The organism is Janthinobacterium sp. GW823-FHT01H08 (assembly GCF_058797855.1).
The window spans coordinates 3,358,584-3,380,436 of sequence record NZ_CM179504.1 but is presented as its reverse complement, the minus strand read 5'-3'; the positions used below and the strand labels follow the sequence as shown (position 1 = coordinate 3,380,436).

Below are 21,853 nucleotides of genomic sequence, written 5' to 3'. Positions count from 1 at the left end.
TGGCCGGGGCTTGCGGCGGAGACTCAAGCCCCGGCTGGTGTAGAATGCTCCCCCTTTAGATTTGATTTACGACGATGACTTATTGCATAGGCATGCGCCTGAACGAAGGCCTGGTCTTCCTGTCCGACTCCCGCACCAACGCCGGCGTGGACCAGGTGGGCACCTTCCGCAAGATGAGCGTGTTCGAGAACCCGGGCGACCGCATGCTGGTCCTGATGACGGCGGGTAATTTGTCGATCTCGCAGGCGATCCGCCAGATCGTCTCCGAACACGTCGATGCGGACGGACGCAGCATCTGGAACGTGGCCAGCATGTACGACGCGGCGCGCATCGTGGGCGAAGCCGTGCGCACCGTGCACCTGCGCGAAGCGAAGGCCCTGGCCGACTGCGGCATCGATTTCAACGTCAGCATCATTGTGGGCGGCCAGATAGGCGCCGAGCGCTGCCGATTGTTCCAGGTGTATTCGGCCGGCAATTTCATCGAATCGCACGATGAAAACACGTATTTCCAGATCGGCGAAGCCAAATACGGCAAGCCCATCATCGACCGGGTCATCAACCCGTTCACGCGCCTGGACGAAGCGGCCAAGTGCGCGCTGATCTCCATGGATTCCACCCTGCGCTCGAACATTTCCGTCGGCTTGCCGCTCGATCTGCTCGTCTACGAGACGGGCAGCCTGGCCGTCACGCGCTTCGTCACCATCGATGAAAAGAACCAGTATTTCCGCATGATCCGCGACACCTGGGGCGAGCAATTGAAACATGTGTTCGAAGGCATTGTCGATCCCGTGTGGAACGCGGCGCCCGAGACTACGACGAACGTGCTGTCGTCCGCCAACATGCACAGCAAGCCCGTGCGCGTGGCCATCCCCGAGCATGTGAGCCGCGGCGGCCTGACGGTGGCCCCTCTGCAATCCTTGGCGCAGCAGTTCAGCGACGACAAGCAGCATTGACCTGCCGCGCACCGTGTGCGCGCGGTGCTGGACAAGTCGCTTTCCGCGTGCTTTTATGGCAATATGAGTTGATATTTAATTCATATTGATCAGAGAGGCAGGTAGCGCATGGACTTGATTACTTCCGCCGTCGTGGCGGCCATCGAACATGGCGCGCCCGGCCACGCGCCGGAAGCCGTCGCCAGCCACTATCAGCGCCTGAAGCTGGCCATCGCCAAGTTCGACAGCGCCGCCGCCATCCTGGCCGCCATCGCCGCGCTGGAGGCCGAAGCCGCCAATACCCAGCTGCAACTGGCCCTGTCTGCCGCCCTCTCCGCGGCGAAAGTACCCGATGACATGGAAACCCTGTTCGCCGCGCAAGGCTTGCTCGATGCGCTGCGTCCGCCCGTAGCCCTGCCGCCGGCAGCGCCTGCGGCGCAAACGGCGCCCGCCCCCGCCGACAAAAGCGCCGTCGTGTCGAACTACGCGGTGGTCAAAGTGTATTTCGCCACGGACCGCCAGCGCGACGTGGGCAAGCCGCCGGCCCAGCGCTTCAGCGGCGAACGCAACGTCATGGGAGGCAATGGCCCGCTCAGCTATGGCAGCTGCGACATCAGCATCCCGCGCGACCACCGCATGGGCCAGCTGGAATCGCCGTCGCTGTGGCGCCTGGAATTTCGCGACGACCCGGCCAAGCACGTGGTGGTGCTGTCGGCCGACGTGCAGGACCACGACAACTTCTTTGCCGCACTGAAAACCCAGATCCGCGCGTCGGCCGGCAAGAGCGCCTTTATCTTCGTGCACGGCTACAACGTGAGTTTCGAGGATGCGGCGCGGCGCACGGGACAAATGGCCTACGACCTCGGTTTCGACGGCGCGCCCGTGTTCTACAGCTGGCCGTCGCGCGGTGAAGTGGCCAGCTACACCATCGATGAAAACAATATCGAATGGAGCACGCCCCACATCACGGCCTTCCTGGCCGACTTTCTCGCCAGCACGGAGGCGGCGCAAGTCTATCTGGTGGGCCACAGCATGGGCAACCGGGGCCTGGCGCGCGCCGTGGCCGACTTGCTGGCCGCGCAACCGCAGCTGGCGCAAAAGATCACGGAAATCATCCTGTCCGCGCCCGACATCGACGCCGCCATCTTCAAACAGGATATCGCGCCCAAACTGGCCGGCGCGCGCAACCCCGTCACTTTATATGCCTCTTCGCAAGACCTGGCGCTGGCCGCCTCGAAAGCCGTGCACGGCTACGCGCGCGCAGGCGACAGCGGCGCCGGCATGCTGATCGTGGCGGGCGTGGAAACCATCGACGCCACCGGGGTCGACACGAGCTTCATGAAGCACTCCTACTTTGCGGAAAAGCGCTCGGCCCTGTCCGACATGTTTTATCTGATACGCAACCATGCGCGCGCCGACCAGCGCTTTCTCGAGCCCGTCGATACGGCCGCCGGCCGCTATTGGACGTTCAAACCATGACGCCGTTCCATCCGGTGCGGCACGCATGCTAAGATACGGCCCATAGGGTGGCAACGGGCACGGCGATGACGCCGTCAGCCGATCCCCCGCAAGCAGGCTTATCATGTTGACATCATCTTCTACACCGCACGCCGAATCGCTGATCCGCAACACCAACGCCCGCGTCACCAAGACGCGCGTGAAGGTACTCGACTTTTTAATGGCGCAAAGCCGTTCGCTGACCCACCATGAAATCCAGCAAGCGCTGTCGCAGGACAGCGATATCGATTCCGTCACCCTGTACAGGGTGCTGGAATGGCTGACGGAAAATGAACTGGTGCACCGCATCGCGGGCGCCGACCAGGTGTGGCGCTTCAGCGCCGGTGCCGGCCACCAGGCGCACGAGCACGCGCACTTTCAGTGCACCAAATGCGCGAACGTCACCTGCTTCAACGAAGTCAAGCTGCCGCCGCCCGTGCTCTTGCCGGAAGGCTTCAGCGGCGGCGAAGTCGATTACCTGATCAAGGGCCTGTGCCCGCGCTGCAAGTAAGACTCTTCTGACATCACTTGAGCAGCAAGGCCAGGTGATGCTCGTCATAAAACAGGTCGCCCACGCGCATCGAGCGCGGCTCCGTGCCATACGCGATAAATCCCAGGGATTCATACAGGCGCAGGGCGGCATTGTTTTCCGCATTCACGCTCAAGTGCACTTGCATGATGGCAGGGTCCGTCTCGGCCTGTTCGATGCAGGCGTTCACCAGACGCCGCGCCACGCCCTTGCCGCGCTGCGTCACATCGACAAACACGCCCCATAGCACGGCCTTGTGCGACAACTGGCGCAGCGATTCGCGCCGCAAGCCGGCAAAACCCACGAGACGATCGCCATCGAAGGCGCCAAAGCCGCGCTGCAGGGTGCCGCCGGCGATGCGCTGCACGTGTTCCTCCGGCGTGCGCGCCAGTTCATCCTCGCGTGACGCCGAAAACGAGCTGGGCGAATCGAGGATGGCGCGCAGGCGCAGCGCGCAAAAGGCGGTGGTGTCGGCTGGCGTCAGCAGGCGGATGACGATATCGGGTGCGGGCATGGGAGGACTCGGCAGTTTTTTCCCATTATACCCACGCCCTTCCCTTACGCACGCACGCGGCGCAAGCCCAGCAAGGTCCAGCCGTACAGGGCCGCCGTCAGCAAGACCATGGCCGCGCCCAGCGCCGCCGTCCAGCTTTCCGGCAGCGACCAGGCCGGATCAAGCTTGCCGGCGGCCATGTAAGCTGCCATCGCCACGCAGATGGCGACGATGGGCCAGCCCAGGCGGCGCCGGAACGCCCGCACGACATCAAGCTTGCCGGTGCGCATGACCTTTGCCGTGACCCAGCCATCGAAGGTATCCGTCACGCCCATGCCGACGGCAAACACCGTCCCCGTCAGCAAGGCCGGCCCCATGCCGCCCAGCGCCACGGCCGCGTAGCCCCAGGCCGCCGCCTGCAAGGCCGTATCGAACACGAGCGCGAACAGCATGCCGACGAGGATGGCGCCCAGCGGCCCGGACGCGCGCCGCAGCCAGCCTGGCAGCAGCCGGCCGCGCACCTCGGCCAGTTGCGCGCCAGCCAGCAAGCTGCGCGCATTCAGCGCGGCTATCACCAGCAGCAAGACGATGGGCAGCCATTCCAGCCAGCCGAACACGCTTTCCGAAGGAGTGAATTGCCTGGATGCCAGGGCGGCAACGGCCACGATGGCCAGCACGCAGACGCCATGCCCGAGGGCAAACAGCGCCCCCATCCACGGCGTCCAGCGCGGGTGGGCCGCCTGGCTACGCAAGGTGAGGCCATCGACGGCGGCCAGGTGGTCCGGTTCCAGGCCATGCCGCATGCCAAGCAGAAAGATCAGCGCCAGGGCGGGCAAGCCCGCTTCCACGCTCATGCGGCCACCCCGACGGGACTACCCGCCTTGACCACGCAGCGGTCCAGGCCCCGGATCAGCATCTCCTGCGGCAAGTCGCGGCCGATAAAAATGATCTTGCTGGCGCGCGGCTCATCGTCGCGCCACGGTGCGCCCAATTCCGAGCCCATCAGCATGTGCACGCCCTGGAACACGGCGCGGCATGGCAAGTCGGCAACATACAAAATGCCCTTGTAGCGCATCAGCTGGGCGCCGAACAGCTGCACCACCGCATCGAGAAAGTTTTCCACCTGGAGCAGATCGAGGGGCTGGGACTGGTGGTAGACGAACGATTGCACGCCGTCCCCATGGCGGTGGCCCAGTTCGCCGAGGAAATCCGGCTCCAGTTCGACGATGGCGTTCAGATTGAAACCGCGGATATTCAGGATGTCGCGCAAGGGCACATTGCCAAAGCGCACTTTCTGTATGCTGGCGCGGCCATTGATGGCGGCCAGGCGCTGGCGCAGCCCGGCCAGTTCATCCTTGCCGACCAGGTCCGTCTTCGACAGCAGGATGCGGTCGGCAAAGCCCACTTGCTCCTGCGCTTCCTTGTGCGCCGTCAATTGCTGCTGCGCATGGCGCGCATCGACCACCGTCAAAATGGCGTCCAGCATATAGCACTCGCTGACGGTTGGCTCTGCAAAGAAGGTTTGCGCCACGGGACCCGGCGCGGCCAGGCCCGTCGTTTCGATGATGACGTGGTCGAAATCGATCGTCCCGGCCACGCGCCTGGCGTGCAGCTCGCCCAGGATGCGGATCAGGTCGCCCCGCACGCTGCAGCAGATGCAGCCATTGTTCATTTCCACGATCTGCTCGTCGCTGTCCTGCACCAGCAAGCCGTGGTCGATGCTTTCGGCGGCGAATTCATTTTCGATCACGGCGATGCGCACGCCGTGATCGCCCTGCAATATGCGCTTGAGCAAGGTGGTTTTCCCGCTGCCGAGAAAACCCGTGATGATGGTGACGGGGATCAGTTCTGTCATAGTGTGTTCCTGTTCAAGTTAGTCTTCGAGTTCTTCCATCCGTTGCCATTGGGGAAACGGGTCGGGCAGCTGGCGCCAGGCGGCCATGCCCTGGCGCGTTTCCGTGGTGTTGAGTTGACATTCCCTCAAGTTCGCCTCGATGGCGGCCTGGTCCATGTCCTGGCCGATGAAGACGAGCTCCTGGTAGCGGTCGCCGTACGTTTCGCTCCAGCCCGCCTTGACTTCCGCCAGCGATGCAGCATCCGTGGGCCAGCGCTCCTTCGGTACGGACGCCCACCACAGGCCCACGGGCTCGATATTCATCAGCTTGCCCGCGCCGGACAGGCTGGCCACCCATTCGGGGCGGCTGGCCAGCCAGAAATATCCCTTGCTGCGCACCACGCCCGGTATCGGCTGCGAGATGAAATCGTGCAAGCGCTGTGCGTGGAACGGTTCCTTCGCCCGGTAGACGAAGCTGCCGATGCCGTAGGTTTCCGTCTCCGGCGTGTGGCTGCCCGCCAACTCCTGCGCCCAGCCCGGCATGGCGGCCGCCTGCTCCAGGTCGAACAAGTGCGTGCCCAGGATGGCGTCGAGCGGCACGATGGACTGGTTGGTTTCGATGACGCGCGCGCCGGGATTGAGGGCTTTTAAAATGGCCAGCACGCGCAGGCGCTCATCGGCTGCCACCATGTCGACCTTGTTGAGGACGATGACATTGGCAAACTCGATCTGTTCCGTGAGCAGGTTGGCCAGCTGGCGGTCGTCGCCCTCGCCCGCGATCTCGCCGCGCTGCTCCAGGCTGTCTTCGCTATGAAAATCCGCCAGCAGGTTGGCGCAGTCGACGACGGTGACCATGCAGTCGATGCGCGCCACGTCGTTCAGGCTGTCGCCGTGCTCGTCCTCGAAGTCGAAGGTGGCGGCCACGGGCATCGGTTCGCCCACGCCCGTCGATTCGATCAACAGGTAATCGAAGCGGTCTTCGGCAGCCAGGCGCCGCACTTCCAGCAACAGATCGTCACGCAGGGTGCAGCAGATGCAGCCATTCGACATTTCCACGAGTTTTTCTTCCGTGCGCGACAGTGCCGCGCCGGCCGCCTCGGCACTGTCCTTGACGAGCGACGCGTCGATATTGACTTCGCTCATGTCGTTGACGATGACGGCCACGCGCTTGCCTTCGCGATTGCGCAGTATGTGGTTGAGCAAGGTGGTCTTGCCGGCGCCGAGAAAGCCGGACAGGACGGTGACGGGGAGTTTGCGCTGGGGCATGGGGAATCCTTCGAATTGGTGGGTGCGTGATCGCGGAAGCAAATGCAGCTCAATTGCATTTGCGAATTATAATGCAAGTCACTTGCGTTGAGATGATAATCGTCATCACCTGCCATCCTGAACACGCCGCGCAGTCCAGGCCACGCTCCTCAAGGTGCTATAGTGGAATCGCACCGGCTCTGCTATCGAAGCAAGCGCCTGGCGACTGAACGGCTAAATTCTCACAGTGTCCAAGGAATCGATGATCTTACGCAGCCATACAACGTTTTTTGCATTAGTTATTTTGATGATGGGCAGTGCGATTGCCGCGGAAATAAAACACCCGATCAAGCACTATATTTACTTCAATCACCGTGAGCCGAACGGGGAAAACATCCGCGCGGATAAGGCCTTAAACGATCCGCGCTTCAGCGGTGCTCAAATCGTGTACACCTGGCGCAGCCTGGAGCCGGAACAGGACCGTTACGATTTTGCGGCGATCCGCCACGACATCGCCTATCTCGACTCGATCGGGAAAAAGCTTTGGATACAATTGCAGGAAAAATCCTTCACGCCGCGCCATAATGTGCCGGCGTATTTGCTCAGCGATCTTCGCTACCGGGGCGGCATCATCAAGCAGAGCATGCTTTCCGCACCGGAACGCGACCCGCATAAAGCGGTCACCGATGATGAATATGGCTGGTCGCCAAAAATGTGGGAAGCGCCGGTACGCGAGCGTTATCAACGCTTGATCCAGGCGCTGGGCAAGGAATTTGACGGGAAAATCGAGGGCATCAATTTCAGCGAAAGCTCGATCGACATTGGCGTGGAAGACGGCAAGGGAAATACGACGTTCCCCGATGATTTCAAGCCGCAACACTATGTCGATGCCATCAAGGACAATATGCAGGTACTGGCCGCGGCTTTTCCCCACACCACCACCATGGTGTATCTGAATTTCCTGCCCGGTGAATGGCTGCCGTGGACCGACAAGGGCTATATGCGCGGCCTGTTTGCGCAAGCGCAAGCGCAAGCGCTGCGGATGGGCGTCGGCGGTCCTGACCTGATGCCGTATCGGAAAAGCCATATGGGCCAGAGTTACGGTTTTATCAAGGACTATCCGGCGAACCTGGTCAAGGGCATGGCCGTACAGGACGGCAACCTGCGCCAAATCAATCCCCGTACCGGGAAAAAGAATTCAGTCGAAGACTTGCTCGACTTTGCCCGCAACTACCTGGGCCTCGACTATATTTTCTGGGTGGAAGACGAGCCTTACTTTAGCAATGAAGTGCTGAAAAAACTGCCGGCACATTGACAGGCGGCCGCGCCATCGCGCGCGACCCTGTCTCCATGCGCCTTGCACGGCTGTCATCGCCGCGTCATATGGCGGCGTTACAGTCGCGTCCTTTGAATCTTTCCGAGGGCGGTAATGAAAACAAATTGGGTCATGCTGGCGGCGCTGGCAAGTGCGGGTCTCGTCGGTTGCAACGGCAGTTCGAATACGGCGCCAGCCATTCCCGAGGGCACGACGGTCACCGTGGCATTGCTGGAAACGACCGATATCCACTCGAACGTCTTGAGCTACAACTATTATGCGCTGGCCGAAGACACGAGCCTGGGCCTGGAGCGCACGTCGACCCTGATCCAGGCGGCGCGCGCGGAAAACCCGAACAATGTGCTGCTCGACGATGGCGACGTCATCCAGGGCACCTTGCTGGCCGACCTGCAAGCCGTGGCCGCACCCGTTCCTTGCAGCGGCACGCTAGCCGTGCACAAGGCCATGAACGCGCTGAAATACGACGCGGGCGGCATGGGCAACCATGAATTCAACTATGGCTTGCCCTACCTGAGCCAGATCACCAACACGGATTTCGGCATACCGGGCGTGGCCAAGCCCACGGGCACCTGCGGCGCGCCGGCCTTCCCTTCCGTGCTAAGCAATGTCGTCGGCGTGAGCAGCGGCAAGCCCATCTTCCAGCCCTACGCCCTGCTGCCCCGCGATTTCGCCGCCACGGCGCCCGACGGCAGCAAGCTGACCGTGAAAATCAATGTGGGCGTGCTGAGCTTTGTGCCGCCGCAAATCCTCGAATGGGACCAGAAAGTGCTCGCCGGCAAAGTCAGCGTGACGGGCGTGCAGGAAGCGGCGAAACAGTATGTGCCGGAATTGCGCAACAAGGGCGCCGACCTCGTCGTGGCCCTGTCCCATGGCGGCCTGGACACCAGCGCCTACAGCCCGAAGATGGAAAACGGCAGTTATCACCTGACCAGCACGGGCATCGACGCCCTGATGATCGGCCACTCGCATTTGATCTTCCCGAAAGGCAAGGAAGTAGGCGCGGCCGCGCTGGACGCCTCGTTTGCCGCCTTCCCCGCCAGCGCGAAGATCGACGCCGTCAACGGTTTTGTGAACGGCGTGCCCACCGTCATGGCGCAAAGCTGGGGCCGCCGTTTGGGCATCATCAAGCTGACGATGGTGTACCAGGGCGGCAAGTGGGTGGTGCAGCCGGCCAGGACGACGGTGGAATCGCGCGGCTTCAAGTACACGGACGGCACGACCCTCGTGAAAGCCGACCCGGCCATCGCGCCGCTGGTAGCCACGGAGCATGCGGCCACAATCGCCTACGCCAAGCAGCCGCTGGGAATCAGCACGGATTTCGAGATGTCCGCCTATTTCGCGCTGGTGGGCGACGTCAGCGCCATCCAGCTGGTGAACCAGGCACAGCTCGATTACGTGAAGAACTTCATCGCCACCAGCACGGATGCGACCTTGTCCAGCTACAAGAACATCCCCGTCATCTCGTGCAGCGCGCCATTCAAGGCGGGCCGCAACGGGCCGTCGGACTTCACGGACGTGGCCGCGGGCGCGACGCCGGCCGCGCCAATCGGTTTGCAGGTGCGCAATCCGGGCGACCTGTATTTATATAGCAATAACAACTTGCAAGCCGTGAAGATCAAGGGCGCGGACTTGAAGGCGTGGCTGGAAACGTCGGCCAAGCAATTCGCGCAGATCGATCCGAGCGCCACGACGGAGCAGGACCTGGTGCCGTCGTATGGCACGATTTACAACTATGACGTGTTCTACGCGGAAAACAATGCCCTCACGTACCAGATCGACGTGACGAAAAAGGTCGGCAGCCGTATCGTCAACCTCACGTACAAGGGCGCGCCGGTCGCCGATGGCGATGATTTCATCGTCGCCACCAACGATTACCGCGCCGGTGGCGGCGGCGCCGTGCCGGGCATCGACGGCAGCAAGACCATCATCAAGTCGCCCGATGCGAACCAGGCCGTGGTCAGCAACTACCTGGCGTCGCTCAGTACCAAGGGCGGCAAGGTGACCCTGGCGGCCAATGGCAGCGCGCGCAGCTGGAGCTTCGTCAAGACGGCCACGGCCGGCCCCGTGATCCTGCGCTCGGCGCCGGGCCACCTGGCGCTGGCGCAAGGCAGCGGCATCGCCAGCGTGGCGGCCGAAGGCGGGCTCGATGCCAGCGGTTTCGCCAAGTACCGCATCGACCTGAGCAAATAAGGTCCATGGGCCGGGACTGCGTCAGTTCCGGCCTGTTTTGATGAAAGTTCATCCAGATGAAACACGCCCTCTCCCTTCCCGCCGTCGTGCTGGCTACCGTCCTGGCCGCCTGCCAGTCGTCGCCACCACCCACGGCGGCGGAAATCGAAGCCGTGGCCATGCTCGCGCGCCAGGCGGGCGACCACCAGGCCGAACGCAAGGTACGCAGCTGGGCCGGCAAGGACATGCCCGTCGCCGAGCGCGAACTGGCGCTGATTTACCAGCCACGCCCCGAGCGCCGCGCCGAGGCGCTGAGTCTGTTCGAACAGGCGGCCCGCGCCGGCGACACGGAAGCGGCGTTCGAGCTGGGCCAGATGTTGCGCGCGGCCACGCCGGCCCAAGCCTGGCTGTGGTACCGGCAAGCGGCGCAGCAAGGCCATGCGAAGGCGGCTCTGATGCTGGGCCTGCTGGCGGCGAATGGCGAAGGCGTGCCGCAAGATCCCGTCATAGCGGCGCACTGGCTGGCCAAGTCCAGCGAATTGGGCAATCCACACGCCATGTTCCTGCTGTACAACGCCTACCGCGAAGGCCGCGGCGTGCCGCGCGACCTGGCCAAGGGCCGTGAATTGCTGGAAGAAGCCGCCCACCACGAATACCCGCCCGCCCTCCAGGAACTGGCCATGACGCTGCAGGCGGACGACGCCCTGCGCGCGGGCCACCTGATGAAGGAAGCGACGGAGCACCGGCATAACAACTGGAACAAGTTTTAAGAACTGGGCAAAAGGCCAGTGGCGTGATCGTCGCCTGCCTTTATATACTGGCAACTTGCAAGCGTGCGGGAGCGGCAGCGATGGAGCGCTTATGATGCAAGTACGCCGGCTGAGCTTGCTCGGACGGCGTGGCAAGCCATCCCGTACCAAAAAGTTTACACTGGTTTGCATTTTAGAAATTTTACTCTGGACCAGCCCCGGTGAGTGTGCATTCAGCCCAGCCAGTGTTTGAGTAGCGCCGGTGCGTCCATTGCTCTGCCTAGCCATGAAAGAAAGAGTCCAATGAAAAAGCTGACCACCGCCTTTGGCGCGCCTGTCGTCGACAACCAGAACATCCAGACGGCCGGCCCACGCGGCCCCGCCCTGTTGCAAGATGTCTGGTTCCTGGAAAAGCTGGCCCACTTCGACCGTGAAGTGATTCCCGAGCGCCGCATGCATGCCAAGGGATCGGGCGCGCACGGCACGTTTACCGTCACGCACGACATCACGCGCTACACGCGGGCCAAGATTTTTGGCGCAGTGGGCAAGCAAACGCCGATGTTTGCGCGCTTTTCCACGGTGGCCGGCGAACGGGGTGCGGCCGATGCGGAACGCGATATCCGCGGCTTCGCCCTGAAGTTTTATACGGAAGAAGGTAACTGGGACCTGGTCGGCAACAACACGCCCGTGTTTTTCATGCGCGACCCATTGAAATTTCCCGATCTGAACCACGCCATCAAACGCGACCCGCGCACGGGCTTGCGCAGCCCCAACAGCAACTGGGATTTCTGGACTTCGCTGCCCGAAGCGCTGCACCAGGTCACGGTGGTGATGAGCGACCGGGGCTTGCCGCGCAGTTTCCGCCACATGCATGGCTTCGGCAGCCATACCTTCAGCTTCCTGAATGCGCAAAACGAGCGATTCTGGGTCAAGTTCACGTTCAAAACCCAGCAAGGGATACAAAACCTGACCGACGCGCAAGCCGAGGAACTGGTCGGCAAGGACCGCGAAAGCTCGCACCGCGACCTGTATGAAAGCATCGAAAACAAGGATTTCCCCCGCTGGACCCTGTACGTGCAGATCATGCCGGAGAAAGAGGCGGGCACGTATCACCTGAACCCGTTCGACCTGTCGAAAGTGTGGCCGCACGGCGACTATCCGCTGATCGAGGTGGGTGTGCTGGAACTGAACCGCAATGCGGACAACCATTTCGCGGAAGTGGAACAGGCGGCCTTCAACCCGGCCAACGTGGTGCCCGGTATCAGCTTTTCGCCGGACAAGATGCTGCAAGGCCGGCTGTTTTCGTATGGCGACGCGCAGCGCTACCGCCTCGGCGTCAACCACAGCCATATCCCTGTCAACGCGCCGAAATGCCCGTTCCACAGCTACCACCGCGACGGCCAGATGCGCGTCGACGGCAACCAGGGAGGAACGTTGGGCTATGAACCGAACAGCGAGCAGGAATGGGCCGAGCAGCCCGATTTCCGCGAACCGCCATTGAGCATCGAAGGGGCGGCCGACCACTGGAACCACAGGGTCGACGAGGATTACTATTCGCAGCCGCGCGCCCTGTTCCAGCTGATGACGCCGGCACAACAGCAGGCGCTGTTCGACAACACGGCGCGCGCCATCTCGGGCGCTTCGGAGCAAGTCAAGCAACGCCACATCGGTAATTGCACGCTGTGCGACCCCGCCTATGGCGCGGGCGTGGCCGAAGCGATCAGCCGCCTGAGCAAGTAAGGCCGGCTGAAAGGAACCCGGAAGGCCTGGCAACAGGCCTTCCGCCGCAACGATCCGCGGCCAGGCGGCCAGGCCTGCCTACCAGCGCTGGATATCGATCTGGCCAGTGACGCTCGTTTCCACCGGATAGCCCTCGACCTGCGACGGCACGCGCCGCTTGACGGACGAGTCGCGCAAATACACGACGAGCGCGTCCTTGCCCACGGCCGTGTGTCCCACGCTGACGCCTTCCACGCCGTCGATGGCCATCAGCGCCCGCTCGTTGCGCCGCTTTGCCGCTTCCAGGCGGCCGTGGGGCGCGGCCGGGGTGTACTGCCCCATGCCCTGTCCAGGAATTTCATCCGGTAAGTACGGCATGGCAGCGTCTTCGAAGACGGCATATGGCGATGGTACGAATTTACTGTTTGACATGACAACCCTCCTGAGGCATTCCATGATACACCCGGCCATCCGGCGCTGCAGCGCCGTTCGCCGGGCACAACCATGCATGGCTGCGGCCTCTCATACAATCATCATCGTGCAAAAAGCAGCGTTATGCAAGGCGGCACTTGGCAGCGTGCTCAGGTGTACAAATTGATGTCGAGCGCCGCCACCACGCGCCGCATCTGGTTGGCAAACGTGATGTTGTTGCCGCCCGCAAACAGCAGGCCGACGGGATTGCGCTGCTGGTTCCAGGTCCAGATGGACGAACCCGAATCGCCGCCCGCGCTGAACGCCCCGCTCACGCCAGTGATGGCGATCTGGTCCTGGAACAGCGCGATCCTGCCGCCGCCGTAATTGACGTTGATGGTGGCGCCCAGGCCCGTGATGCGCCCCTGCGTCAATTGCGTCGTGCGGCCGGACTTGCCGACCATCATGCCCAACGCGGGGGCCACCAGCGCATTGCTGATACGGAAGTAGGCGGGCACGCCGCCGCTCAGATAGACCAGTTCGGGCCGCACGCGGTCAGGCCAGGCCCAGCCGGTGGCGCAATCGACGTAATTGACGCCGCCGCTGAAATTGATGGGCACGAAACGCTCGAGCACGGCCACCTGGTCTTGCGGACAACGTCCCCCGTCGATGGGACCAGGCTGCACGATGCAATCGTTGAACACGCCGCCGTTGGAATTGGCCAGCACGTGATTATTGCTCAGGATCATCAAGCGGCCGCTGCGCGGCGCGCTGCGGCCCACGGCCAGGCAGCCGATGGTGCCGGCCGTGATGCGGAAATGCCCGACCGACACGCCGCCCGGCGCCGGACGCAAGCGGAAACGGTGCGGTTGCGCATCGATCACGCCCGTGACGACGATGTTGACGGGCACCTTGTCGCTGGCCACGGCGCGCACGCCCATGGCCCCCACGATGGCGGCCTTGGCGCGGTCGACGGAGGTGGGTTCGGCCACGTACAGGGTCAGGGCCGGCAAGCCCGGCTCGCCGGACGAGCTGTCGCTGGCGCCCTCGCCCAGGCCGATGGACACGCCCTGGATATTGCCGCCGTCGCTGAAGGCATCGGCCGCGCGCACGCCGCCCGCCTGCGAAATGCTTTGGCGCATGCCGTCTTCGATGCTGCGCTTGATTTCCAGCAATTCCATGCTGACGCCGCTCAGGGCGTCGGGTACCTCCGAGACGGACGCGCTCTCGATCGTATGGTCGTCTTCGCCGGGGGCGGCAAACTGGCCGACGGCCTCTTCATCGTCCGCGCTTTGTCCCCTGCCGCTGCCGCCAGGCGGGGCGCTGAAACCATTCTCGTTACCTATCATTATGTTCTCCTCGTGGGTCGTCGCAAGACCAGTGTGGACGTGCCGCGCAGGCCAGTATTGATCTGGATTGAACCGCGCTGACGCATGGCTGCCTTGTCTCAATGGGCGCAGCGAGGATAAAAATAGTTCCCTCGTCAAGGTTGAGCGAGATCAGTCGTGCGGGCAGAGGCAGCGTCGTATACTTGACTGGCAGGCTGGAACTGGGCCTGCACACGGCAGCAACGGTATGGATGGGGAAATAATGACGATTCCTGGTAGGCCACACCAATCCGATGACGACGCGCCTGCGGGCGAGCAAGGCCAGCATGCGGGTTTTGTGCACGGCATGGCGGCCTGGGCGGAAAAACACCGCATCAGTCCGTGGCGTGGCAGTTTTGCCGACTTCATCGAGCAAATCCTGCCCGGCCGCGCGGGCCTGCTGACGCGCAGCGCGCACCAGTATCTGTGGGACATGATGCGCTGGAACGGCCAGACCGACGACAGCGGGCGCTTCCGCTGCCGCCTGTTCGACGACGAGCTGTTCGGCATCGACGAGGCGATCGACCGGGTCGCCGCCTACTTCAAGGCCGCCGCCGCCGGCTCCGAAGTGGGCCGGCGCATGCTGTTGCTGCTGGGCCCGCCATCGGGCGGCAAGTCCACCATGGTGATCTTGCTCAAGCGGGGGCTGGAAGAATACAGCCACAGCAGTGAAGGCGCGCTATATGGCATCGCCGGCTGTCCCGTGCACGAATCGCCGCTGCATCTGGTGCCGCATAGCATGTGCGCCGACTTTCGCGCCAGCTATGATGCCGAACTGCACGGCGAACTGTGTCCCCATTGCCGCGCCCGCCTGGAAGAACAGTACGGCGGCGACTTCCTGCGCATGCCCGTCGAACGCATCCACCTGTCCGAGGCGGGCCGCTGCGGCATCGGCACATATGCGCCGCACGATCCCACCACGGCCGACCTGGCCGACCTCGTGGGCTCCGTCGACCTGTCGAAAGTGGCGCAGTACGGCGATGAAGGCGATCCGCGCGCCTGGTCCTGGTCGGGCGCCGTGTATGCGGCCAGCCGCGGCATGCTGGAAATGATCGAAATCCTCAAGGTCAAGCGCGAATTTCTCTACCTGCTGCTGACCCTGACGCAGGAAAAGAATGTCAAGGTGTCGCGCTTCCCCCTGATCTACCTCGATGAAACCATCGTCGCGCACACGAATCTGGCGGAATTTCGCAAGTTCATGCAAGAAAGCGAAAACGAGGCGCTGCTCGACCGCATGGTCATCGTGCAAGTGCCGTACACGCTCAATTACCGCGAAGAAGCGCGCATTTACCGCAAGTTGATCCAGGCGGCAGCGCCCGCCTTCCGCGACGTGCACCTCGATCCGCACGTGCTGCATGCGGCGGCCGTGTTCGCCATCCTGAGCCGCTTGCCCGAAGGCGACGACAAGGAAGCGGAACTGGTCAAGAAACTGCGCGTGTACGCCGACGAAGACGTCGACGACTTGCAGCATGCCGATATCCGCCGCCTGCGCGAACGCGACAAGGCGCCCGACGAAGGCTTGGCGGGCGTGTCGCCCCGTTTCGTCATCAATGCCCTGTCGCACGCCATCATTTCCGCCCAGCGCAACAGCCTGTCCACCATGGACGTGCTGCTGGCCCTGAAAGACGGCATCGAAAGCGATGCGCGCATCGAACCGCGGCGCAAGCGCAAGTGGGTCGATTACCTGGTGCTCACGCGCAAGGATTTTTATAACCGCTGGGTCAAGGCCGACGTGCACAAGGCCCTGTTCGTGTCGTTCGAGCAAGAGGCGCAAGACTTGCTGAACAAATATCTCGATGAAGTCGAAGCCATGCTCGACAACCGCCAGATCCGCGACCCCATCACCAGCGAAGAACGCCGTCCCGACGAACGCTTCCTGCGCGCCGTGGAAGAAAAAATCCACATCAGCGACTCGGGCAAGCAGTCGTTCCGCCAAGAAGTGGTGCGCAAGGCCATGAGCGCCTTCAAGCGGGGCGAGGCGTTCGGCCTGGGCAGCCATGCGCAATTGCACGACGCCATCCAGCAATATCTGTTCGAGCAGCGGCGCGACGTGCTGCGTCTGGTGGGTTCAGCCAAGCGCCCCGATGACGACGTGCGGGCCAGGATTTCCGCCGTCGAACAGCGCCTGGTCGACGAATACGGCTACGACGCCCACAGCGCGCGCGAAGCGCTCAACTATGTGACCACCTTGCTGGCGCAGGAATAGCCATGTCCGCCACGACCTCGCCAGGCAAAGGCAAGCAGGATGGTCCTGCGGCAGTCGCCGCGCCCGACCTGGCCCAGCCCTGGTACGGGCTGTTCTCGCGCGGCGCGCGCGACTGGCTGCGCCACAACCAGAAAGTGCGCGACGCCGTGCAGGCACACTTGCCCGAGCTGATCGCCACGCCTGACCTGATCGGCGGGCCGCAGCAGCGCACGGTACAAGTACCCATGCGTCTGCTCGAACATGCGCGTTTCCGTCTGGCGCCCGCGCGCAACAGCATGGGCGCGGGCCAGGGCGACGGCCAGCCCGGCGATATCCTGCGCGCGGCCGACCCTGCCGCCACGGGCGGGGCTGGAACGCAAGGCGATGGCGGCAATGGCGAGGGAGCCGTGCGCCTGCTGCTGGAGTTTCCCATCGACGACATTCTCGACTGGCTGTGGGACGCCTTCGAGCTGCCGCACCTGAAGCCCCGCCACGTAGGGCCGATGGACGAGGTACAGCTCGTGCGTAGCGGGCTGGACCGTCATGGCGCCCGGTCGCGCCTGGACCGCCGGCGCACCGTCAAGGAAGCGATCAAGCGGCGCGCGCTGCAAACGCAGCCCGTGCCCTTCACCAATGAGGACTTGCGTTACCGCCAGGTCCTGCCACAGCCCCGGCCCAGCACGAACGCCGTCGTGTTTTTCGTGCTGGACGTGTCGGCCAGTATGGCGCAGGCCGAACGCAAACTGGCCAAATCCTTCTTTTTCTTTGCCTTGCAGGGCTTGCGCCGCAGGTATGCGCGCGTGGAAACACGTTTTATTGCCCATACGACGCGGGCCTGGGAGTTTTCCGAAGCCGAGTTCTTCCAGGTCAACGGCATGGGCGGCACCATGGCGTCCACCGCCTTTCGCCTGAGCCGCGAACTGCTGCAGCAACACTATGCGCCGGGCCGCTACAACGCCTACCTGTTCTATGCCTCCGATGGCGAGAATTTCAGCGAAGACCGGGCGGCGGCCAGCCTGGCCCTCGGTGAACTGGCCGGCCTGCTCAACTACATGGGCTATGTGGAAACCGTGCCCGGCGTACCGCGCAGCCTGGAAACGGAAATGCACAGCCTGTGCGCCGAACAGGAACGCCGGGGATTGCCCTTGCACAGCAGCATCCTGAGCAGGAATGACGATGTCTGGGCGGCCATCCGCACCTTTTTCCAGCACGAAGCGGCCGAGACGGAGGACGCGGCATGACGCGGCATGACGCTCAGCACCATGGTGGCACGGCAAACATAGCCGGCCTGGACGCCTACGCGCCGCGCATCGAAGCGCTGGCGCGGAAACTGGGGCTGGAATTTGCCCCCGTCGAGTTCGAGCTGGTGCCGGACAGCTTCATGGCCGAGATCGCCATCTATGGCTTGCCCGTACGCATGCGCCACTGGTCGTTCGGCGTGCGCTACATCCACCAGCTCGTGCATCAAAAGATGGGCAACTCGCATATGTTCGAAGTCATGTTTCCCGGCGACCCTTGCCATGCCTACATGGCCGAACACAATTCCGTGGCGGAAAACACCCTCGTCACGGCGCACGTGCTGGGCCACGCCGACTTTGCCAGCCGCAATGCCCTGTTCCTGCGTTTCGGCGCCATGGCGGGCCAGCACATCCTGGAACAAAGCGCGGCGCGGGCGCAGCGTCTCGAACTGGCGCTGCAACGCCATGGGCAAGAGCAGGTGGAAGCCGTGCTCGACGCGGCACTGGCGCTCGAGCAGCACGTGGACGTGCACGCCGAACTGCACCGGCCGCCGTATGCGGCGGCAGCGGCGCCAGCCGGCGTGGCCGGCACGCAAGACAGGGCCGGCGCGGAAGATCCTTTTGCACAACGCTACCGGCGCTTGCCCGGCGAAGCGGCGGCGCTGGCGGCGCACGAGGCGGCCCGGGCAAGGCTGGCGCAGCGCCCGCTCCTGCCGCCGCAGCCCGAATACGATTTACTCTGGTTTATCGCACAACATGGGCCGGAACTGGCGGACTGGGAACGCGACATTTTCCTGGCCGTGCGCGAAGAGTCGTTTTACTTTTATCCCGTGTACGCCTGCCAGATCATGAACGAAGGCTGGGCCTCGTACTGGCATGCGCGGCTGCTGCGCGAAGCCGACTTCCTGCCGCCGGCCTTGTACCTGTCCGCCATCAAGTCCCATTCGGACGTCGTGCGTCCTTACGCGGGCGAGCACCAGCAGGCGCTGGCCGTCAATCCCTATCATTTGGGATTTTGCATGTGGGAACACATCATCGAGCGTGAAGGACTGGCACGGGCGCGCCAGATTTGCCGTGACGACGACGACTGCAGTTTCATACGCAATTATCTGGACGGCGAACTGGCTGACCGCCTGGGCCTGTTCGTGCATGAAAGCCACCGCGATGGCGAAACGCGTCTGGCCAGCCGCGACTTGGCGGCCATCCGCGAAGCCATCCTGGCGCCCAAATACAACTATGGCGCGCCGTGCATCGCCGTCACGCTGCTCAACGACGACGGCAGCCTGGTGCTGCGCCACGATCACCAGCGCGACGGGCGCGGCCTCGACCTAGAGCGGGCGGAACAGGTGCTGGCGTACATCGCCCGCATCTGGCGCCGCCCCGTGACCCTGCATACGGCCGATTTCCGCGGCACGCCCCGGGTTTTGCGCAGCAAGGCCGATGGCGTGCCGGAGCCGCCCGCGCCGACGGCGTCAGCAACAACGCCGACAGCACCGCCCGTGCAACGCTGAAAGCCCGCCGATCAGACTGATATCGGCGTGTACCTGGCCAGCTAGTGCCTCCGACCACTTGGCGGGCCAGGTTCTCATGCGCGGCCTGCCTGCGCCACATACCAGGCGATGGTCTGCCGCAAGCCTTGCGCCAGGGTGTGCGTGGGCACATAGCCGAGCAGGCGGCCCGCCTTGGCGATGTCCGCCTGCGAATGGCGCACGTCGCCGGCGCGAAACTCGCCGTAGTGCGGTGCCTGCGGCACGTGCTGCGGGCGGACGGCAAGCAGCATCTGCTGCATGGTGGCGTGCAATTGGGTCAGGCTGGTGCGGGCGTTGACAGCCACGTTGTAGACCTGGTTGACGGCGGCCGGGTCGGTGCGCGTGGCGGCGAGGATATTGGCTTGCACGGCATTGTGCACGAAGCAGAAGTCGCGGCTGGTGGCGCCGTCGCCATGGATGCGCACGGCCTGATTGTCCAGCATGGCGGCGATCCAGCGGGGAATGACGGCCGCGTAGGCGCCCAGCGGGTCCTGGCGCGGACCGAAGACATTGAAGTAGCGCAAGCCCACCGTCTGCACGGCGTAACAGCGCGCGTACACCTGCGCGTACAGTTCGTTGACGTATTTGCTCAGGGCATACGGCGACAGGGGCGCGCCGATGTGCTGTTCCACTTTCGGCAAGGCCGGATGGTCGCCATACGTGGCGCTGGACGCGGCATACACGAAGCGCCGCACGCCCGCCTCGCGCGCGGCGGCCAGCATGTTCAGAAAGCCGCTGACATTGACGGCGTGGCACAGCAGCGGGTCTTCCAGCGAACGCGAGACGGAACCGAGCGCCGCCTGGTGCAGCACGTAGTCGACAGCGCCGCCCGTATCAGCCCGGCCGCGCCCGGCCAGGCTGCCGCCAGCGCCGCTGGCACCATCGGCCGCATCTGTCCCGCCGTCCGCCTCGCCATCGCCATTACCACCGCTGGCGGCCTGTACCGGCACGCCGCACGCGCGCGCGCACGCCTGCAGGTCGCGGATATCGCCTTCCATGAAGGTGAAGCGGCGCCACGCCTGCTCGCCCACGCTGGCGCGCACCTGTTCCAGGTTGTGGCGATGGCCCGTCATGAAGTTATCGAGGCCGCGCACTTCCTGTCCCAGTTGCAGCAGGGTTTCCAGCAGGTGCGAACCGATGAAGCCGGCCACGCCCGTCACCAGCCAGCGGCGCGGCGTTTGCACCAGTTGCGCGCAGGCTTGCGCGTACGCGCCTGCAGCCGGGCCGCCAGCGGTGGCGCCTTGCGCCGCGTTTGCGGCCCGATCGAAGGCATCGGCCGCCATCACAGCCGCCACACGTGCAGGCCGCCGTCCTCCAGCGGACGGGGGTCGAAATGCGATTTGATGTCGATGAAGCAGCCGTTTTCCAGCACCTTGGCCTGGAAGTCGGCCAGCGGGCGGGCCAGCAGGGCCTGGTGCGAGACGGCACTGATGATGGCCTCGGCCTGCGGCAGCTGTTCCCAGCTTTCCAAGGTCAAACCGTATTCTTCCAGCGCTTCGCGGCCATCGGCGACGGGGTCGTGCACGTGCACCTGCACGCCGTACGATTGCAGTTCATGGATCATGTCGACCACTTTCGAGTTGCGCAGGTCCGGGCAGTTTTCCTTGAAGGTCAGGCCCAGCACGTTGACGTGCGCCCCTTTCAATTTGAAGCCGGCGCGCACCATTTCCTTGATGGTCTTTTCCGCCACGAACTTGGCCATGCCGTCGTTGATGCGGCGCCCCGCCAGGATCACGTGCGGGTGGTAACCGAGCATTTCCGCCTTGTGCGTCAAATAGTATGGGTCGACGCCGATGCAGTGGCCGCCCACGAGTCCCGGACGAAATGGTAAAAAATTCCATTTCGTGCCGGCCGCCTGCAGCACTTCCAGGGTGTCGATGCCGATGCGGTCGAAGATGATGGCCAGCTCGTTCATCAGCGCGATGTTCAGGTCGCGCTGCGTGTTTTCGATCACCTTGGCCGCCTCGGCCACCTTGATGCTCGAGGCCCGGTGCACGCCCGCCCCGACCACGCCTTCGTACAGGGCGGCCACCTTGTCCAGTGTCGTGGCGTCATCGCCCGAGACCACTTTGCGGATGCTGTGCAGGGTGTGATCCCTGTCGCCGGGGTTGATGCGCTCGGGCGAAAAGCCCACATGAAAGTCGTCCTTCCAGCGCAAGCCCGAATGCTGTTCCAGGATGGGAATGCAGATGTCCTCGGTGGCGCCCGGATACACGGTCGATTCGTAGATGACGATGGCGCCGCGCCGCATGTGGCGCCCGACGGCCGCGCTGGCGCCGGCCAGGGCCGAAAAGTCGGGATTGTGCGCGCTGTCGACGGGCGTGGGCACGGCCACGACGATGAAATCGGCCAGTTGCAGCTCGGCCGGGTCGCAGCCCACGCTCAGCCATTGCGCGGCCAGCAACTGTTCATGGCTGACTTCGCCCGTCGGGTCGATGTGGCGCCGGTAGCTTTCCACCTTGCGCGCCGACAAGTCAAAGCCGATCGTGCGCTGGCGTGTGCCAAACGCCACGGCCAGCTGCAAGCCCACGTAGCCGAGACCCACCACCGCCACCACGCCCGCCTTGCTATTGATATTGCTATTCACATTGCTGTCCATATGCATGTGCTCCGAATGGTT

General features: G+C 63.7%; 18 protein-coding genes. 10 read left to right on the top strand and 8 right to left on the bottom strand.

Annotated features, from left to right (window positions below):
* Nucleotides 1–74 precede the first annotated feature (74 nt).
* The 3 genes from AC3RCG_RS14995 (at nt 75) to AC3RCG_RS14985 (ending at nt 2,940) form a co-directional block, all read left to right on the top strand.
* Nucleotides 75–953 carry a proteasome-type protease gene (locus tag AC3RCG_RS14995; protein ID WP_492401436.1) on the top strand — a complete coding sequence of 293 codons (879 nt, stop codon included), beginning with the start codon at nt 75–77 and terminating at the stop codon, nt 951–953.
* Between the two features lie 108 nt (nt 954–1,061).
* On the top strand, nt 1,062–2,411 hold the full coding sequence (locus AC3RCG_RS14990) for an alpha/beta hydrolase (protein ID WP_492401437.1): 1,350 nt from the start codon (nt 1,062–1,064) through the stop codon (nt 2,409–2,411).
* Between the two features lie 103 nt (nt 2,412–2,514).
* Nucleotides 2,515–2,940, top strand: a complete 426-nt coding sequence (locus AC3RCG_RS14985; protein ID WP_070218730.1) for a Fur family transcriptional regulator — start codon at nt 2,515–2,517, stop codon at nt 2,938–2,940.
* A gap of 13 nt (nt 2,941–2,953) precedes the next feature.
* Here AC3RCG_RS14985 and AC3RCG_RS14980 read toward each other — a convergent pair whose 3' ends face one another.
* Genes AC3RCG_RS14980 through zigA form a run of 4 tightly spaced genes read right to left on the bottom strand, consistent with a single transcriptional unit; the run spans nt 2,954 to nt 6,551 of the window.
* A complete protein-coding gene (locus tag AC3RCG_RS14980) occupies nt 2,954–3,472 on the bottom strand; it encodes a GNAT family N-acetyltransferase (RefSeq protein ID WP_492401438.1) in 519 nt (172 codons plus the stop codon).
* 44 nt (nt 3,473–3,516) lie between these two features.
* Nucleotides 3,517–4,305, bottom strand: a complete 789-nt coding sequence (locus tag AC3RCG_RS14975; RefSeq protein ID WP_492401439.1) for a HoxN/HupN/NixA family nickel/cobalt transporter — start codon at nt 4,303–4,305, stop codon at nt 3,517–3,519.
* Nucleotides 4,302–5,306, bottom strand: coding sequence for a CobW family GTP-binding protein (locus AC3RCG_RS14970; RefSeq protein WP_492401440.1), 1,005 nt, complete (start codon nt 5,304–5,306; stop codon nt 4,302–4,304). Before AC3RCG_RS14970 ends, AC3RCG_RS14975 begins: the two co-directional genes overlap by 4 nt.
* A gap of 18 nt (nt 5,307–5,324) precedes the next feature.
* Nucleotides 5,325–6,551 (bottom strand): zinc metallochaperone GTPase ZigA, encoded by a 1,227-nt coding sequence (gene zigA, locus AC3RCG_RS14965; protein ID WP_492401441.1) that lies wholly within the window; start codon nt 6,549–6,551, stop codon nt 5,325–5,327.
* Nucleotides 6,552–6,792: 241 nt separating this feature from the next.
* Between zigA and AC3RCG_RS14960 the strand changes: the two genes are divergently transcribed.
* The 4 genes from AC3RCG_RS14960 to AC3RCG_RS14945 all read left to right on the top strand — a co-directional run bounded on the left by AC3RCG_RS14960 (nt 6,793) and on the right by AC3RCG_RS14945 (nt 12,524).
* Nucleotides 6,793–7,845, top strand: a complete 1,053-nt coding sequence (locus AC3RCG_RS14960; RefSeq protein ID WP_492401442.1) for a hypothetical protein — start codon at nt 6,793–6,795, stop codon at nt 7,843–7,845.
* 114 nt (nt 7,846–7,959) lie between these two features.
* Entirely contained in the window at nt 7,960–10,056 is a 2,097-nt protein-coding gene (locus AC3RCG_RS14955; protein WP_492401443.1) for a bifunctional 2',3'-cyclic-nucleotide 2'-phosphodiesterase/3'-nucleotidase, read from the top strand.
* A gap of 56 nt (nt 10,057–10,112) precedes the next feature.
* On the top strand, nt 10,113–10,805 hold the full coding sequence (locus AC3RCG_RS14950) for a tetratricopeptide repeat protein (protein ID WP_083293487.1): 693 nt from the start codon (nt 10,113–10,115) through the stop codon (nt 10,803–10,805).
* Nucleotides 10,806–11,087: 282 nt separating this feature from the next.
* Nucleotides 11,088–12,524, top strand: a complete 1,437-nt coding sequence (locus tag AC3RCG_RS14945) for a catalase (protein ID WP_070310789.1) — start codon at nt 11,088–11,090, stop codon at nt 12,522–12,524.
* A gap of 78 nt (nt 12,525–12,602) precedes the next feature.
* On the opposite strand, the gene AC3RCG_RS14940 is transcribed toward AC3RCG_RS14945, so the two are convergent.
* Nucleotides 12,603–12,935: a hypothetical protein gene (locus tag AC3RCG_RS14940; RefSeq protein ID WP_141749910.1), complete on the bottom strand. Its 333-nt coding sequence runs from the start codon at nt 12,933–12,935 to the stop codon at nt 12,603–12,605.
* A 149-nt stretch (nt 12,936–13,084) separates the two neighbouring features.
* Nucleotides 13,085–14,263: a S1 family peptidase gene (locus AC3RCG_RS14935; RefSeq protein WP_230503316.1), complete on the bottom strand. Its 1,179-nt coding sequence runs from the start codon at nt 14,261–14,263 to the stop codon at nt 13,085–13,087.
* 241 nt (nt 14,264–14,504) lie between these two features.
* Here AC3RCG_RS14935 and AC3RCG_RS14930 point away from each other — a divergent pair, with 241 nt between their 5' ends.
* From AC3RCG_RS14930 to AC3RCG_RS14920, 3 genes are read left to right on the top strand one after another with little or no spacing between them, the layout of a single operon-like run.
* Nucleotides 14,505–16,487, top strand: a complete 1,983-nt coding sequence (locus AC3RCG_RS14930) for a serine protein kinase (RefSeq protein ID WP_492401446.1) — start codon at nt 14,505–14,507, stop codon at nt 16,485–16,487.
* A 2-nt stretch (nt 16,488–16,489) separates the two neighbouring features.
* Nucleotides 16,490–17,707, top strand: coding sequence for a DUF444 family protein (locus tag AC3RCG_RS14925; RefSeq protein ID WP_492401447.1), 1,218 nt, complete (start codon nt 16,490–16,492; stop codon nt 17,705–17,707).
* Nucleotides 17,704–19,215 carry a SpoVR family protein gene (locus AC3RCG_RS14920; protein WP_492401448.1) on the top strand — a complete coding sequence of 504 codons (1,512 nt, stop codon included), beginning with the start codon at nt 17,704–17,706 and terminating at the stop codon, nt 19,213–19,215. The genes AC3RCG_RS14925 and AC3RCG_RS14920 overlap by 4 nt, the downstream gene beginning before the upstream one ends.
* A 74-nt stretch (nt 19,216–19,289) precedes the next feature.
* Here the strand turns inward: AC3RCG_RS14920 and AC3RCG_RS14915 are convergent, their stop codons facing one another.
* Together AC3RCG_RS14915 and AC3RCG_RS14910 are read right to left on the bottom strand one after the other, a co-directional pair.
* Nucleotides 19,290–20,516, bottom strand: coding sequence for an SDR family oxidoreductase (locus AC3RCG_RS14915; RefSeq protein WP_492401450.1), 1,227 nt, complete (start codon nt 20,514–20,516; stop codon nt 19,290–19,292).
* The gene (locus tag AC3RCG_RS14910) at nt 20,516–21,832 is read right to left on the bottom strand and encodes a nucleotide sugar dehydrogenase (protein ID WP_492401452.1); all 1,317 of its coding nucleotides are present in this window, start codon (nt 21,830–21,832) and stop codon (nt 20,516–20,518) included. Before AC3RCG_RS14910 ends, AC3RCG_RS14915 begins: the two co-directional genes overlap by 1 nt.
* Nucleotides 21,833–21,853: the final 21 nt, after the last annotated feature.